Origin of the sequence: Pontibacter fetidus (genome assembly GCF_010119545.1) — a bacterium.
In the GTDB taxonomy this organism is placed as follows: domain Bacteria; phylum Bacteroidota; class Bacteroidia; order Cytophagales; family Hymenobacteraceae; genus Pontibacter; species Pontibacter fetidus.
The window spans coordinates 238,535-254,373 of record NZ_JAAEAA010000003.1 but is presented as its reverse complement, the minus strand read 5'-3'; the positions used below and the strand labels follow the sequence as shown (position 1 = coordinate 254,373).

The window sequence follows — 15,839 nt, the reverse complement described above, 5'->3', positions numbered from 1 at the left end:
TTGTGGTGGGTTAAGCTTATTTAGTAGGCTTATGTTTTGAAAACTATTCAGATATACTTATACTTAGTTACCGAAAACTAAACCTACAAACTTTACTAACCTGCCTTACTTTGAAAAGAAGAAACTTCCTCGAATTGTCGGCCATGGGGCTTGGGGGCTTAATGCTTACCTCCATCCCGGTCTTTGGCGACACGGTTTCGCCGGAGCGCCTGCTGGAGACCGTTGATACGGCTCTTAAAAAGAAACTTGCCGACGTAGCCCTTAACACTGCCAAAAGCAAAGGCGCCTCTTATGCCGATGTGCGCATAGGCCGTTACCTGCAACAGTATGTGTTTACCCGCGAAAAACAAGTACAGAACATCGTAAACGCAGAGTCTTATGGCGTAGGTATACGTGTGCTGGCTAATGGCACCTGGGGCTTTGCCGCTACCTCCGATGTATCGGATAAAGGGATAGCCAAAGCAACAGAACAGGCCGTAGCCATTGCCAAAGCCAACTCCAAGCTACAGAAAGAGCCGGTACACCTGGCCCCTGTAAAAGGCTACGGCGAAGTAAGCTGGAAAACCCCGCTCGAGAAAAACGCTTTTGAAGTACCTGTTGGCGAGAAAGCAGAACTGCTGTTGGCCGCCAACGCCAAAGCACTTGATAACGGTGCCAACTTTGTAAACTCGGCGCTATTCCAGATAAACGAGCAGAAATATTTTGCCTCTACCGATGGCTCTTACATCGATCAGGATATTCACCGCATCTGGCCAAACTTTACAGTAACTGCTGTAGATAAAGCATCCGGTAAGTTCCGAACCCGCGAAGCGCTTAGCGCCCCAATGGGCATGGGTTATGAGTACATGATCCCGAAGGCATCTGAAAAAATTAAAGGACCGGAAGGCACAGGTATGATGGGTTACCGTTATGCCTACGACATGCTGGAAGATGCCGCCCTGGCAGCCAAGCAGGCCCGCGCAAAACTAACCGCCAAATCAGTAGCAGCCGGCAAATATGACCTTATACTTGACCCGAACCACCTGGGCTTAACTATACACGAATCGGTGGGTCACCCGCTGGAGCTTGACCGTGTGCTAGGTTACGAAGCCAACTATGCCGGTACTTCTTTTGCCACTCTGGACAAATGGAGATCGAAGAACTTTAAGTATGGCTCTGATAAAGTAACCATCTTTGCCGATAAAACACAGAAAGGCTCGCTTGGCTTAGTAGGCTGGGATGATGAGGGTGTAAAAACTAAACAGTGGGACCTGATTAAAGACGGCGTGCTGGTAAACTACCAGGCCATCCGCGACCAGGCGCATATAATTGGCGAGAAAGAATCGCATGGTTGCGCTTACGCTGATAACTGGAGTTCTGTACAGTTCCAGCGCATGCCAAACGTATCATTGGCGCCAGGCAAAGAGAAAAAGAATGTAGACCAACTGATAGCTGGAGTAGACAAAGGCATTTACATTGCAGGCCGTGGTTCTTACTCTATCGATCAGCAGCGCTATAACTTCCAGTTTGGGGGTACGGTGTTCTACGAAATCAGCAAAGGTAAAATTGTTGGTATGTTAGAGGACGTGGCTTACCAGAGCAACACCCAGGAATTCTGGAACTCTTGTGCCGGCTCCTGCGACGAAAGCGACTACCGCCTGTTCGGTTCGTTCTTCGATGGCAAAGGTCAGCCAAGCCAGGTAAGCGCAGTATCACACGGCTCTGCCCACACCCGTTTCAACGGTGTAAATGTGATAAACACTGCCCGTAAAATCTAACGATTTAGTTTAGAGTTAAAAGTTAATAGTTAAAAGTAGATGTTCTTAGAAACGCCAGCACTTACAGTAGCCAACTTTCTAACCTTCTAACTTTTTAACTTTCTAACTCCTTAACTCATAACTCTCAACTCTTAACTATCTAAACATGGCAATATTAAGTAAAGAAGAAGCACAGGCTATACTTAAAAAAGCGCTTGCTTATTCAAAGGCTGATGAGTGTGAGATTACACTTAGCGGCAATAATGGCGGCAACATACGCTATGCCCGAAACGAAGTATCTACCAGCGGTGCCGAAGAAAACACGGCTATGTCTGTGGAGTCGCGTTTTGGCAAGCGTTCTGGTGTGGCAACTATAAACGAGTTCGACGATAAATCACTGGAAAAAGTAATTCGTCGTTCTGAAGAAATTGCGCGCCTGGCTCCTGAAAGCCCGGAATATGTACCGCTACTGGGACCTCAGAAATACATCACTACCAAAGAGCATTTTGATACCACAGCTAAAATAGACCCAGCTTACCGAGCAGAGGCTGCCGCAAAAAGTATAGCGGCCGCAAACGCTAAAAGCCTTACGGCTGCGGGCTTCCTGGAGCACTATACCGACTTTACGGCCAAGATGAACAACAAAGGCCTGTTCGCTTATCATCCGGCTACGGTAATAGACTTTTCGGTAACGATGCGTACCGAAGACGGAACCGGCTCCGGCTACGTAACCCAGGATTTCTCAGATGCCAGTAAGCTTGATACAGGCAAAGCATCGGAAATAGCTGCCCAGAAAGCTGCCAGCTCGCGCAACGCTAAAGCCCTGGAGCCGGGTAAGTATACTGTTATATTGGAGCCAGCCGCATCTATAGATTTACTGCAAGGCATGTTCCGTGGCCTGGACCAGCGTAGCGCCGAAGAAGGCCGCAGTTTCCTGAGCAAAGCAGGTGGCAAAACCAAGCTGGGCGAAAAGCTGGTAGATGAGCGTGTAACCGTTTATTCTGACCCTGCTCACCCTGAAATTCCGTCAGCACCTTTCTCAGGAGACGGCCGCCCGCGTGAAAAAACAACCTGGATTGAGAAGGGCGTTGTAAAGAACCTGTCGAACTCGCTTTACTGGGCCCAAAAAACAGGAGCCAAGTCAGTGCCAAACCCGGGCGGTATGATTATGGAAGGTGGCACCCAGTCGCTGGAAGATATGATCAAGAGCACCAAGCGCGGTATACTGGTTACCCGTTTGTGGTACATCCGCTCCGTTGATCCGCAGACATTACTTTTTACCGGCCTAACCCGCGACGGTACTTTCTACATTGAAAATGGTAAGATCATGTACCCGGTTAAGAACTTCCGTTTCAACGAGAGCCCGATTATCATGCTTAATAACCTGGAGGCACTTGGTAAACCGCAACGCATCAGTGGCAACCTTATTCCGCCGATGAAAGTGCGCGACTTTACCTTCACCAGCTTATCGGATGCCGTGTAATTGCTGAAGATTTATAGTATAATTTTCCTGTCATCTCGACGATAGGAGAGATCTGATACAAGTGTTCGAAATAGATCTCTCACGTTGTTCGAGATGACAGTTAGTTTAAACACTATCTGTTTTATAAGTGCAACCTTTTACCTTCGTACGCCTGCAATACCGATCCGGCAACTGGGATACCGACCCGCGTATGCCAAGCAACCTGATGCACTCGCTTATCCAATACACTACTGTAAAGGTAAACGAGCAGGAGAAAGTGGTATCATTGGAGAGTGCGGAGCTGTTCCATTACCCATTTAGCTACCTGAGCGGGCACAAACTGGTGCAGTTTAACCAGAAAGAGCGAAAGAACTTTGAGACCTATGTGCGCAACGGTGGCTTCGTGTTTGTAGACGATTGCAACCACGACATCGATGGGCTTTTTGCCAAGTCGTTTGAGGAGCAGATGCGGCAGATATTTGGGGCGGGAGCGCTGAAGAAGATACCCAATAACCATAAACTATACCGCAGCTTTTTTACCTTCGAGGACGGCCCGCCTACTACAAGTTTTGAGCTAAACGGCTGGGGCGACGACCTGGTGCACGACTACCTGAAAGCGATAGAGATAAACGGCCGCGTAGCCGTGCTTTACAGCAACAAAGACTATGGCTGCGAATGGGATTACGACTTTAGAAACAAACGCTGGCTGGCCGAAGACAACACCAAATTTGGCGTAAACATTATTATGTATGCGCTAACTAGTTAATGAATAGTTATTAATGAGTAATGATTAATAGACTGCGAAAGCTGCTCAATAATTAGTCATTATTCATTCATCATTAGTAATTAAGAACTGTGACTGAACAAGACATAAACCACCTGTTAGGCAAGCTACCGCAGCTAAAGCAGGAGATACAGAAAATAATTGTAGGCCAGGAAGAGGTACTTGACGAGGTACTGATAACCATGATGGCTGGCGGACACGGTTTGCTGGAAGGTGTACCAGGTTTGGCTAAAACGTTGCTGGTTCGCACGCTGAGTAGCGCTATGGATCTAGGTTTTAGAAGAATACAGTTCACCCCGGACCTGATGCCGACAGACATACTTGGTACTGAGGTGCTGGAAGAAGACCACGCCACCGGCAAGCGCTTTTTCAAATTTAACGAAGGTCCGATATTCTCGAACATTGTGCTGGCCGATGAGATTAACCGGACGCCACCTAAAACGCAAGCCGCTTTGCTGGAAGCCATGCAGGAGCACGAAGTAACCTATGCCGGTAAAACATATTCGTTGCCGAAACCTTTTTTTCTGCTGGCAACCCAAAACCCGATAGAACAGGCCGGAACCTACCCGCTACCGGAGGCGCAGCTCGATCGCTTTCTGCTCTTCATCAAAATAAAGTACCCAACCGAGCAGGAGGAGCTAAATATACTATCCAGCACCACCGGCACACGGCAGGCACAGGTACAACCTATACTTAGCGGTGAAGAAGTAATGCTGTTGCGCCAAATGGTACGCGAGGTAAGCATAAACGAAGACCTGTTGAGCTTTGTAAACCAACTGGTACGTGCTACCCGCCCCGACAGCACAACTTTAGATTTCGTAAAAAACTATTGCCGCTGGGGAGCAGGTCCAAGAGCCGGCCAAGCACTTATACTTACCGCCAAAGCCAGAGCTTTACTGCATGGTAGGTTTGCTGTAACTATAGATGATATAAAAACAATGGCTTATCCTGTCCTGCGCCACCGCGTACTGGTAAACTTTGCCGCCGAAGCAGAGCGCATTACCCCGGATAATGTAGTAGACGAGCTGCTGCAAAGTATAAAGCTGCCAAAAGCAGTGTTGGTGTAGTAAATCATGGCGCGAGCGTCTTCGCTGTGACTAACTATAGCTGGGCCTCTGGCCCGTGTAGATCTGTCATAAAGTGGCCAGAGGCCACACTATAATAAGCACGAGCGAAGACGCTCGCGCCATAATTACAAAAAGAAACAGATGGAAGAAGTAGCAACTATAAAACTGACAGAGACGAGCACACAACTCTTGAGGAAAATTGTGGGAGAAAGGATCTGTTACTTCTTCACTGACAGACTAAAAGTTGAAGCAAATGGCGATAAGCTGCTGTACTGGGCTCCGGAGTTTGCGCTTGGCCTTAAAACCAACCGCGGCGACCTCACTTTCATCAACATCAGCGCAGACTATAAACTTACGCCTGATACAAGCACCACTTACTACGAGTTTGCCATAGAAGAAAGTAAAATGCCGCTCCGTTGCGAAAAGCTGCTGCAGTCAGGGCAATACTCAGAGATAAAGGTACTGTCGTCGCAGGTGCTGATGCTGGAAGTGTACCAGGATTGGAATCAGGAGTTCTACGAAACTATACACTACGACGCAGCCATTGTACTCTATACCGACACCCGAAAGTATATGCTCAAAGTACGTGAAGAGTTAATCGGTGGGGTAGATATTATACTTGATGAGGCAGCTATTGAGGCTGAGTTGGTGGATCTGAAGTTGCGGCAGAGTTTGGTATAGGTTTTATGAAGCATAGAAAACCATATAAGATATTTAAAAATCAGACAAATCTGTATATTTTTCTGGTTGTAGCGGTTTTGCTTTTAATCGTTTCTTCTTTTCATTATCTAACAAACTATACTGTCTATTGGAGCCAACCTGCTGTAAAGAGGTTAACTCAAATAGGCAGTACAACTTTTGAGCTACTTGATTATCAACAGAGCCCAAATAGATGTTGGCATGGGCATGAAAATGAAAATCTATATCTGTTTTATGTTAGTTCAACTGATCGGAATTCTATCATTGAGTTTTTAGAAAACTTTAAGTCGCTTAATTACTGCTATACTTTAATATTCTTTCAACGTGACAAAGTAATTGAAAAGAACTGGAAAGAAGCAGTATACATGAAAGCCCCTAATATTGTACCACCTGCCCGTGCTTTTGCCAGCAGCTTTTATGAGCAATACAGTTATAGTTTAGCTGATTTAGTAAATAGAAAACCACACGGGAAGTTTACAGTTTATCATCCCCGAAAAGAGCTTTTTATTGAAATGGATTATGTAAATGGTGTTGCTGAAGGAAAGAAGATAATTTATAAAGATGATTACAAAATTGAGGAAGTATGGCAAAATAATGAGTTAGTTGCAATTGATACAATTAGATAAGCCCATCCATCACATAAAACTCTAAAATCCTACTCCTTGACCACCCATAAATTCATCGACCCGAAGGTATTGGCTACCATAAAAGACCTGCCGCTGTTGGCTAAAACGGTGGTGGAGGGCTTTTTGGCGGGGCAGAACCAGAGTTTGCGGCGTGGGGCGGGGCTGGAGTTTAGCCAGTACCGCAGCTACCAGCCCGGCGACGATCTGCGGCAACTCGACTGGAAGATGTTTGCCCGCTCCGACCGCTATTACATCCGGGAGGCCGAGGTAGACACCAACATCACGGTGCGGTTTATTCTGGATGGCAGCGCCTCGATGGCACACGAAGATGTAAATGGTATCAGCAAGATGGATTACGCGCGGTTTATGGTGGCCTCGCTGGCTTACCTGGCGACTACGCAGGGCGATGCGGTGGGACTGTATGTACTGCACGAGAACCAACTCATTAACCTGACGCCGCGATCAGACAACATGCACCTGCAGCGCTTCTGGCACCAGTTGGCCGAGGTAAAGCCGCAAGGTAAGTTTCCGGGCATGGAGGTGGCAGCTAACCTATTTGCGGCCCGCCGGCAGAAAGAGCTTACCGTTTTTCTGTCGGATTTGTATGAGCATGAGCATGAGATAAAAGATTTGCTATACAAACTGGGCGCACAGGGGCACGAGCTGCTGCTGGCACACCTCATGAGCCGTAACGAGCTGGAGTTTACCTATAACGGCACCCTCACCTTTGAGGACCTGGAAACGGGGCAAACGCTGCAGGTAAGCAGCGCCGCTCAAAAGCAAACCTATTTAGCCAAACAGCAGGAGTGGCTGCAGGACATAGAAAAAGACATGCGCAACCGTCAGATCGCCTACGACAGGTTTGTTACCGACGAGCCACTAGATAAGGCGCTGAGAACATTCCTGCAAAAACGGCTGCTGTATGGGTGATGGTTTAATTACTGATGTTAAATTGTTGATTGTTTACTCAAAAAATAAAGCTCAGGCACGCACCTGTCATTTTGGAAAGATCTTGGTAAGAGGGAGGTTAAGCCTTTGCTATTTGCACTCAAGATTCTTCCAGAATGACAGAAAAAAACAACTCTTTAACTTTTTAACTCTCTAACTCCTAAACTCTCTTGTCTTTTCTCGCACCATACTTTCTCTTCGCAGCGGCGGCTATAGTTATACCGATTGCTATTCATCTGTGGAATAAACGGCAGGGGAAGACGGTAAAGGTGGGTAGTCTGCGTTGGCTGGAGGCGTCGGCGAGTAACCGCTGGAGCAGTATAAAGCTGACCAACTTCTGGCTGTTGGTGCTGCGCTGCCTTATACTTATACTTCTGGCCGTGGCGCTGGCGCAACCAGTTTGGGAGCATCAGGCACAAAAGCAAAAAGAAGCTAAGGCTATAGTTATCGGTGAAGAGTTGCTTTATACTTCTGCCCTAAAACCCATCAAACCAACTATAGATTCGCTGTTGCAGCGCGGCTATAGTTTGCATAGCTATACTCCGGATTTCAAACAGCTATCACAGGAAGAATGGCAACAGATCAGCAACCGCACACAGGACAGTTTGGTGAATAGTAACTATAACTACTGGGGCCTTTTGCCGGCATTGGCAGCAAAGTATAAATTACCACAGGATAGCGTATTGCTTTTCACTTCAGACCAGCAGCAGTATTTTGCAGGCACCCGTCCCGAAAGTATTTCCCAGCATATACAATGGATTCCGGTGGCTACTGATAAAAGTATAACCTGGCTACAGGCGGCCATTCAAATTAAACCCGACAGTCTGCTGCTTATACTTGGCCATAGTTCCCGAGAAGGTACCCATTACAGCAAGTTCAAAACAGCTGCATCGGCACAAACTATAGCGCTGCCCCGCAACCAGCAACTACAGTTAAAACACCAGCAGGACAGTTTAGAAGCTATCATATCTGGTAGCAGTAATAAAGTAAAAATACGAACCAGCGCTTTGCAGGTAGCTATATTCACCGATGAAGCGCAACAACCTGAAGTGCAGTACCTGAAAGCTGCGTTGCAGGCAATCAGCAACTATACAGGTTTTCCTTTTCAATTTAAGGCAGATACGACACAGGCGGATTGGGTTTTCTGGCTTCGAAAAGACGAACTGCCTGAAAGTATAGCGCAGCAAGTTAATAACGGACTAAACATATGGGTGCAGCCAGGTCAAAAACCGCAACCTGTAACAACTCATATAACAGGGATAGGCAGCACAACTATAAAAGTACACCAGCTTAGCCAGTTGCAACCTCAGCAACAGAACCAACTCTGGGCCACAGCCAACGGAGAACCTGTACTTTACTCCGACAACTATGGCAAGGGCAAAATCTATACTTTCCGGAGTGGGTTTGCGCCTGCCTGGAGTGAGTTGGGGCAGAGTGCGCAGCTCCCGGAAATGTTGCTTCCTTTACTTTTACCGCAACCGCAGCCAACTTACAACTATAGCGCTGTAGATGACCAGCAATTGTTACCAGCCAAAACTATAAAAGCCGCAACTATACCCAAACTAAACACAGCACAAATCCCATTACTGAAGTGGTTTGTGTTGGCAGCTTTTATTTTATTTTTGATAGAACGGATTATCGCCAACAGGCGCAGCAACCTATAAATGAGCACACCGGAAAGCATCCATATTCTACACCAAATTCGCGGGCGGTACGTGCGGGCAAAGCTGTGGCTGTATGCGCTGCAGGCATTGGCGGCTATAGTTGTAGGCCTGGCTATACTTTGGCGCTGGCAGTTAGAAGTTTCGTTATTAGCTACAACGGCTGTAACTATAGTTGTGGCGGCAGTTTTATACTTTGTACTTGGCTGGAGGGCAGTTACTAAAACAAGCTTACAACAGGTTGCACGGCACCTAAACAGGCAATATCCGCAGCTACAGGACAGCACCGAATTACTTTTGAAGGCACCCGAAAACCTGCTTCAGCAACTACAGCAACAACGCGTTGCAGCAACGCTACAGCAGCTTCACCCGGAGAACGAAAAGATATTTACTCTGCGCAGCACTGCCACTTATACTTTACTGGGTGTAGGCTTACTGTTTTCGGCGGGTATTTTATATCTGCCGGCCGCACCGCTTACCGCACCTCAGCCCGAAACTATAAAAGTTGATTTTCCTGACAATCCGGTTACCGCTGCAGATACAGCTGTTAAAATTGAGAAAACAGAAATAACGGTAACACCACCTGCTTACACCGGCAAAGGCACTTACCGTGCCCAGAACCCCAATTTGCTAATAGAGCAAGGAGCCACCGTTTCCTGGCGCATCAGCACAACTAAACCTGCAATATTACAGCTGCAGCTAAACGAACAGCAACCCATCAACTTCAAAAAACAAGGCAACAGCTATAGTTTGTCGCGCAGCTTTACTACTCCGGGACTTTACACGATTAACCTGAACGGGCAGAGATCAGCGTTTTATACGTTAGAGATCATCCCCGACGAGGCACCAACTATAGCCATACAGAAGCCTGAACAGTATACCGAGATACTGTTTGGGCAGCCGCAGCGCGTAACCTTACAGGCCCAGCTAACCGACGATTACGGCATCCGGGAAGCGAACATGGTGGCTACCGTAGCCAAAGGAACCGGCGAGGCTGTGAAGTTCAGGGAAGAAAAGATCAACCTAAACCTGAATGGCAACCCTAAAAACTATGCGGTAAAACAAACCCTGGACCTGCAAAAACTGGGCATGACCTACGGCGATGAACTATACTTTTACCTGCAGGCCTGGGACCGCCACCGTGGCTATACCCGCTCCGAAACCTATTTTGTGCAGATAGAAGATACCACTATAGTTGACAATTCCTTTGACCTGTCGATGGGCGTGAACCCGGTGCCGGAGTATTTCAGGAGCCAGCGCCAGATCATTATAGACACCGAAAAACTACTGAAAGAGCAGAAAACTATAACCCGCGCTCAGTTTGAGGAACGTGCCAACAACCTGGGCGTAGACCAGAAACTGTTAAGGCTGCGGTATGGTAAATTTCTGGGTGAGGAGTTTGAAAGCGGCATCGGGCCGGGTGGCGGCATACCCGAAGGCGAAGAACACTACAAAGGCGATGGCCACGACCACAAGGAGTTTGAAGACAAGAACAGCCCGGAAGCGCTGCTTGACCCCTACATGCACAAACACGACCAGGAAGGCGAAGCTACCATTTTTGAGCCCGCCGTGAAAGCCAAACTAAAAGGAGCCCTGGCCCAGATGTGGGATGCCGAACTGCGCCTGCGCACGCACAAACCCAAAGATGCCCTGCCCTACGAGTACAAAGCGCTGCGCATGTTAAAAGAAGTGCAGCAATCGCAACGGGCGTATGTAGCTAAAACCGGCTTTGAGGCACCACCGCTTAAAGAGCCTGAACTACGCCTGACAGGTGAACTAAACAAGATAACAGCCCCATCAGAAAGCAAAACTATAGTTACCGAAAAGCAGCTGCCACAAACCAAAGCTGCACTGCAATGGCTGGCAACCTATAAACAAACCGGCAAATACAAGCCTACCGATGCGGCCATACTTGAAAAAGCTGGTCAGGAGCTGGCGCGGCAAACACTGCAGAAGCCCGGCAGCAACCTGAAAGCGCTACGTGACCTGCGAATGATACTTACAGCGATGCAGGCTGGCAAAACGCTGTGCAAAACCTGTTTGGTTACTGTGGAGCGCGCCTGGGTTAACCTGCTGCCGCCGGCTACACCAACGCCGCAGTCGCAGCAAGCAGTCAGAAGCAGGTTATCGCAGCAATATTTAAAACAACTGAATCAGAAGTAAAGCGTGTATACAACTCCGGCATATTTACCCTGGCTTTTAGCAACCTTGGTTGTGGGGCTACTGCTATGGCTGGCATGGCGCAGACCTGCCCGGAAGCGGCTGGCCTGGCGTTTACTGGCAAGCCTGGTAGCAGGCATATGTCTGGTGCTGATCGTTTTTCCGCCAACTATACAACATGCCATTAACCCGGGCGCAGCTACACTTTTAACCAAAGGCTACCACACCGACACGCTAAATGCTTTGCTCAACCGGCAGCCCGCAAAACCTGTAATTTATAGTTTAGAGGCCGAAGCAGAACATGCCATTTCTTTAGCAGATCTGCATACCCTACGCCAGCAGCAACCCAACCTTAAAACACTGCATTTACTTGGATATGGCCTGGACGAGGCCCAACTAAAAACATTGGAAGGAATCAAACTTGTACCGCACCTGTCTGCCTCACCGGCGGGCATAAGTGCTGTGCAATGGCCAGAGAGCGTAAACCTGGGAGAGACTGTAACTATAGCCGGCAAGTATAAAACAGCATCAGAAACCAAACTATACCTGCAAGCAGCAGGCCAGCTCCGCGATTCCGTAGAACTGCAACCGGATAGTACCTTTACGTTTAACCTACGCTACGCACCTAAACAAACCGGGCGGTGGGTTTATACTTTACTGGCCAAAACCGACGGGCAGCAGGATACGCTGGGCCATGTCCCGGTGCAGGTAAAAGAGCAGCAGCAGTTGCAGATACTTTTGCTTGCCGCAACTCCTTCCTTCGAATTTAAATTTCTGAAAAACCACCTGGCCGCACAACAGCACAAAGTGGCCTATCGCGCTACCGTTAGCCGCAACATCAGCCAGACCGAATTTGTGAATACACCCAAAACCGACCTGAGCCAGCTAACCCCTAAACTGCTGCAAAACATTGATGTGGTAATAACAGACGAGCAGGTGCTCCAAAATTTAAGCGCCCGTGAAAGAGCAACTTTACAAAGAGCCGTAACCCAAGATGGTTTGGGTGTACTAACTATAGTTACGGAGCCGGCCTCAGGTAAAACTACGGGCTTTTTTACCGGCTTCCGGAGCAAACGCCTCTCGCAGCATAGTAGCCGCAGCACGCGCGCCAGCTGGCCCGGAAACCAGGCAACTATAAACGCATCGGCTTATGCATTGGCACCCACTGAGGCAGTTACAGGCCTGGTAGCCGCGCAAGGCAACAACCTGTTGGTTGCAGCCAAAAAAGCCGGCTGGGGAAAAGTAGCCATGAGCTATGTGCCGCAAACTTTTCAGTGGCAGCTGGAGGGTAACAAAAACGTATATGCCAGTTATTGGGCTACCATTTTGGCAGCTATCGTTAAAGAAGAGGTTAGGGATAAGTTCTGGCAACTGGAAAAGCCGCAGGTACCGCAGCCCCGCAAGCCAGCTATACTTTCGTTTACAGATTATACTTTAACTACAGGCGCAACCCCGCCAACTGCAACTATAACCAGCTTAACCGACTCCACAACTATAAACCTGCCACTGGCCCAAAACGTGCATCAACCCGAAAAGTATAGCGGCACTTTTTGGCCTGGAAAATCTGGCTGGCATAAAGTAGAAACCCCGGACGCTGCGCCATACTTTTTTTATGTGCAGCAACCTTCGGATTGGGAGTTTGAAACTATAGCTAACCGTAAAATGGCTACGGAAGAATTTATCGCAAGGCAAACTATAAAAGCAACCGAAAGCGCTATAGCTTATAAAGATGAGCCCGTTTCGCTGATCTGGTTTTTTGTTTTGTTTACTCTTAGCAGCGGTTTTTTGTGGCTGGAAGAGAAACTATAGTATAGCGGTCAGCTTCACTCATTAAAACTTTGACTATAGCCATCCGTACCCACAAACACCAACCCAGCATAAGCTACTGACAGCAAATTACTTAGCATAAACAAAAGCATACATTATCTTATAATCCGGGCAATAGCAACTTGTGTATTAAACTTTAAAAAGTAGCGCCTTGCAGACTAAATTCTACACACCGCACATTCTGTTGCAGGAATTCGTTAACTGCATTATGGTGATTCATGCCGAAGTAGGTCCGACCTCGTCCGCCTGCCCTTATCCTCCTGCCCCGCAAAATTCCCTTTTCTTTTATATCAACGATCGCATCAAAGTAAAAAAGGAAGGTACTACTGAGTTTGTAGAACAGCCCCGCAGCGTAATTGTAGGGCCGCAGGTTAGCCGCGTAATGCTCGATATCAACAGAAGCCACAAAGCTGTGCGGGTTGGCTTTCATCCGGGTGGGCTGCATCGGTTTATGGGCATACCAATGTGTGAGATGATCGATAGCCACTTTGACGCGACTGATGTGTATGGCAACGAAATGGCACTGGTAAACGAGCGGCTGCAGGAAGCGCAAAGCTTTGATGAGATAAAGATTGTGATCGAGGAGTTTTTGCTAAGCAAAGTAAAGACCCTGAAACAAGCGCTCCCTTTTGACAGGGCGATGCTGGAACTGATGCGGCATAATGGAAACGCCCCGATAGAGCAAATTTCCTCACTTGCCTGCCTTAGCCTGCGCCAGTTTGAGCGGGTGAGTAAAGAGCGGATCGGGCTTACGCCTAAATTCTTTGCCCGTCTTGTCCGCTTCTCTAAAGCCTACCGCATGCACGAAAATTACCCGGAACTAAGCTGGACTCACATTTCCTATAGTTGTGGTTACTTCGACCAGATGCATTTTATCCGTGATTTTAAACAGTTTGCTGGTGTGGCACCGGGCACCATCGAAAAAGACCTGCAAAAAGCCCCGGTGCGCCTGCAGGCCGAATTGCGCCTATAGTTGTCGTTTTTATACTATTTCCCGTCGGTACATTATCTGAACTTTAGGTAAACTAAAAACACAGATTTATGAAGCCGTATATCTTACTTTTATTAGCATTTGCCTTACTGTCAGCACAGCCTGCCGGGGCACAGCATTACAGTCAGCTCCACGCCCTGCAGGGCCATACTTCACAGGTGCACTATAGCACTGGTCACAAGCAACGTGCAGAAACCATAGCCCACCGTATAGACGAAGCCATGGCTTATTACCAACAGATGTTGGGGTTTAAACCGGCCGTAACACTCCTCATTCTGAGCCCGGACGACTGGACCAGGTATACGAAAGGGCCCATGGTATATGGCATGCCGCATTATACTGACGACCAAACACTTATAGTAGCAGCTGAAGACAATCCATTCTGGAAAAGTTTTATACCTCCACTAAACCAGCTACCCCAAGATTTAAGTAAGCAAATCCGGGAAGTATATCAGGACGACGCGGGTAACCTGAGCATGCAACCTTTCTTCGATTTACTAGCCCTGCATGAACTGGGCCATGCTTTCCATTTCCAAGCTGGGTTAAATATGCAGCGCAAATGGCTGGGCGAGCTGTTTACAAATACACTTTTGCACACTTACATTGCCGAGAAAGAACCTGCTGCGTTACCCGCACTCACGCTATTTCCGCGCATGGTGGTAAGCAGCGGGGCCAGCGAGTATACCTATACCAGCCTGCAGGATGCTGACCAGCGCTACAACGAAATAGGGCAGAAGCACCCGAAGAATTATGGCTGGTACCAGAGCCGCTGGCATATAGCCGCCGGAAACATTTATGAGGCTGGTGGCAAACAGGTAAGCAAAAGATGGTGGGATGCCTTTAAAAGCAATAAAGAAAAACTAACCGATGAACAGCTGACCTTGCTGCTAGCAGAAAAGGCCGATAAGAGTATAGCAGATATGATCCGGAACTGGGATCGGGAAACCGTGAAATAACTACTGTAAAGCTGCGCTGGCTTACTACCAAACCAGGAATGGGTTAAAAGCCAGTGCTGCTTTTTTAAAGTATCAAGCTATACCGTCTGCCTCGCCTTTGTAGCAAAAGTATCCAGCAACTGTATCAGGTCCGGGATGCACTCCAGGTTTAGCGTGTGGCCTACGTTTGGCAGTATCTCCAGCTTGGCGTTGGGAAGTGCCTGGTACATGGCTTTGCCCATTTCTATAGTGCACAAATAATCTTCTTCGCCCTGCACCACTAATACAGGTACTTCTACTTTTTTCAATTCTTCCAGGTAATTGCTGCTTTCCTTGGTAGCCTGTGTCAGGTTCAGGATTTTTTCAGGTGTCGGGCTTTGGGTAGTTTTAGCGTTCTTCAGGTTCTCTATCGTGATAATCGGGTTCAGGAAATAGCTACGGCCCAGCACCGTTGGCAGCATCACATCCAGCATCAGCGGATAACCTCCGGCTTTTAAAGCAGCTTCCCAACTATAGCCTATGGCATCAAAAAAAGCATCCTTGTACGGGAACGTTGAAAGCAATGCCCCTGCCTGCGCCAGATCCGGGTAGTTCACTAAAAAGCGTTGCGCCACCGCCCCGCCATACGATATGCCAGCCAGCAAGGTGTCCGGTAAATCAAGCGTTTTTAGCAAGTCGGCTACATCGGCGGCGTGGCCTTCAAAGCTGCGGTGTTTTGGCGCTGCATCGCTCTGCCCCTGAAACAGAAGGTCTATCAGCACTAACCTATACTTTTTACCCAGCACCGGTACCAGCCCGCCCCAGGCCGCCGTAGACTGCGAAAGTCCGTTCAGGAAAACAATAGCCTGCGTAGCATTTACATCGCCGTGCAGTTCATAGTATAGCTGTAGTCCGTCGGGTAAGGTGTGTTTCATGGCAGGTTTTATGTGTAGGTATCTGGCAA

Annotated in this window: 13 protein-coding genes; 12 read left to right on the top strand and 1 reads right to left on the bottom strand. The window is 48.1% G+C overall.

The annotated features are described in order from the left end of the window. Positions 1 to 110: 110 nt before the first annotated feature. The 12 genes from GWO68_RS03540 to GWO68_RS03485 all read left to right on the top strand — a co-directional run bounded on the left by GWO68_RS03540 (position 111) and on the right by GWO68_RS03485 (position 14,917). Positions 111 to 1,757: a TldD/PmbA family protein gene (locus tag GWO68_RS03540; protein ID WP_162345027.1), complete on the top strand. Its 1,647-nt coding sequence runs from the start codon at positions 111 to 113 to the stop codon at positions 1,755 to 1,757. Between the two features lie 145 nt (positions 1,758 to 1,902). After that, complete coding sequence (locus tag GWO68_RS03535; protein ID WP_162345026.1) at positions 1,903 to 3,219, top strand: TldD/PmbA family protein; 1,317 nt, start codon at positions 1,903 to 1,905, stop codon at positions 3,217 to 3,219. A gap of 127 nt (positions 3,220 to 3,346) precedes the next feature. Beyond that, positions 3,347 to 3,964 carry a DUF4159 domain-containing protein gene (locus tag GWO68_RS03530; protein WP_162345025.1) on the top strand — a complete coding sequence of 206 codons (618 nt, stop codon included), beginning with the start codon at positions 3,347 to 3,349 and terminating at the stop codon, positions 3,962 to 3,964. Positions 3,965 to 4,053: 89 nt separating this feature from the next. Next, a complete protein-coding gene (locus GWO68_RS03525) occupies positions 4,054 to 5,049 on the top strand; it encodes an AAA family ATPase (protein WP_162345024.1) in 996 nt (331 codons plus the stop codon). A 141-nt stretch (positions 5,050 to 5,190) separates the two neighbouring features. After that, positions 5,191 to 5,730 carry a hypothetical protein gene (locus GWO68_RS03520; RefSeq protein WP_162345023.1) on the top strand — a complete coding sequence of 180 codons (540 nt, stop codon included), beginning with the start codon at positions 5,191 to 5,193 and terminating at the stop codon, positions 5,728 to 5,730. Between the two features lie 5 nt (positions 5,731 to 5,735). After that, a complete protein-coding gene (locus GWO68_RS03515; RefSeq protein WP_162345022.1) occupies positions 5,736 to 6,374 on the top strand; it encodes a hypothetical protein in 639 nt (212 codons plus the stop codon). Positions 6,375 to 6,410: 36 nt separating this feature from the next. Further along, positions 6,411 to 7,304, top strand: coding sequence for a DUF58 domain-containing protein (locus GWO68_RS03510; protein WP_162345021.1), 894 nt, complete (start codon positions 6,411 to 6,413; stop codon positions 7,302 to 7,304). A gap of 188 nt (positions 7,305 to 7,492) precedes the next feature. Then, positions 7,493 to 8,986 carry a BatA domain-containing protein gene (locus GWO68_RS03505; RefSeq protein WP_162345020.1) on the top strand — a complete coding sequence of 498 codons (1,494 nt, stop codon included), beginning with the start codon at positions 7,493 to 7,495 and terminating at the stop codon, positions 8,984 to 8,986. Beyond that, positions 8,987 to 11,146, top strand: a complete 2,160-nt coding sequence (locus tag GWO68_RS03500) for a DUF4175 family protein (RefSeq protein WP_162345019.1) — start codon at positions 8,987 to 8,989, stop codon at positions 11,144 to 11,146. A 3-nt stretch (positions 11,147 to 11,149) separates the two neighbouring features. Then, positions 11,150 to 12,952, top strand: a complete 1,803-nt coding sequence (locus GWO68_RS03495; protein ID WP_162345018.1) for a hypothetical protein — start codon at positions 11,150 to 11,152, stop codon at positions 12,950 to 12,952. A 169-nt stretch (positions 12,953 to 13,121) separates the two neighbouring features. Further along, the gene (locus GWO68_RS03490) at positions 13,122 to 13,943 is read left to right on the top strand and encodes a helix-turn-helix domain-containing protein (RefSeq protein ID WP_162345017.1); all 822 of its coding nucleotides are present in this window, start codon (positions 13,122 to 13,124) and stop codon (positions 13,941 to 13,943) included. Positions 13,944 to 14,011: 68 nt separating this feature from the next. Next, positions 14,012 to 14,917: a hypothetical protein gene (locus GWO68_RS03485; RefSeq protein WP_162345016.1), complete on the top strand. Its 906-nt coding sequence runs from the start codon at positions 14,012 to 14,014 to the stop codon at positions 14,915 to 14,917. A gap of 77 nt (positions 14,918 to 14,994) precedes the next feature. Here the strand turns inward: GWO68_RS03485 and GWO68_RS03480 are convergent, their stop codons facing one another. Next, entirely contained in the window at positions 14,995 to 15,810 is an 816-nt protein-coding gene (locus tag GWO68_RS03480) for an alpha/beta fold hydrolase (RefSeq protein ID WP_162345015.1), read from the bottom strand. Positions 15,811 to 15,839: the final 29 nt, after the last annotated feature.

Excerpts from the sequence above, each read along its gene's own strand:
- GWO68_RS03500 (WP_162345019.1), top strand. The coding sequence starts at position 8,987 with ATGAGCACACCGGAAAGCATCCATATTCTACACCAAATTCGCGGGCGG.
- GWO68_RS03515 (WP_162345022.1), top strand. The coding sequence starts at position 5,736 with ATGAAGCATAGAAAACCATATAAGATATTTAAAAATCAGACAAATCTG.
- GWO68_RS03480 (WP_162345015.1), bottom strand. The coding sequence starts at position 15,810 with ATGAAACACACCTTACCCGACGGACTACAGCTATACTATGAACTGCAC.
- GWO68_RS03535 (WP_162345026.1), top strand. The coding sequence starts at position 1,903 with ATGGCAATATTAAGTAAAGAAGAAGCACAGGCTATACTTAAAAAAGCG.
- GWO68_RS03520 (WP_162345023.1), top strand. The coding sequence starts at position 5,191 with ATGGAAGAAGTAGCAACTATAAAACTGACAGAGACGAGCACACAACTC.
- GWO68_RS03485 (WP_162345016.1), top strand. The coding sequence starts at position 14,012 with ATGAAGCCGTATATCTTACTTTTATTAGCATTTGCCTTACTGTCAGCA.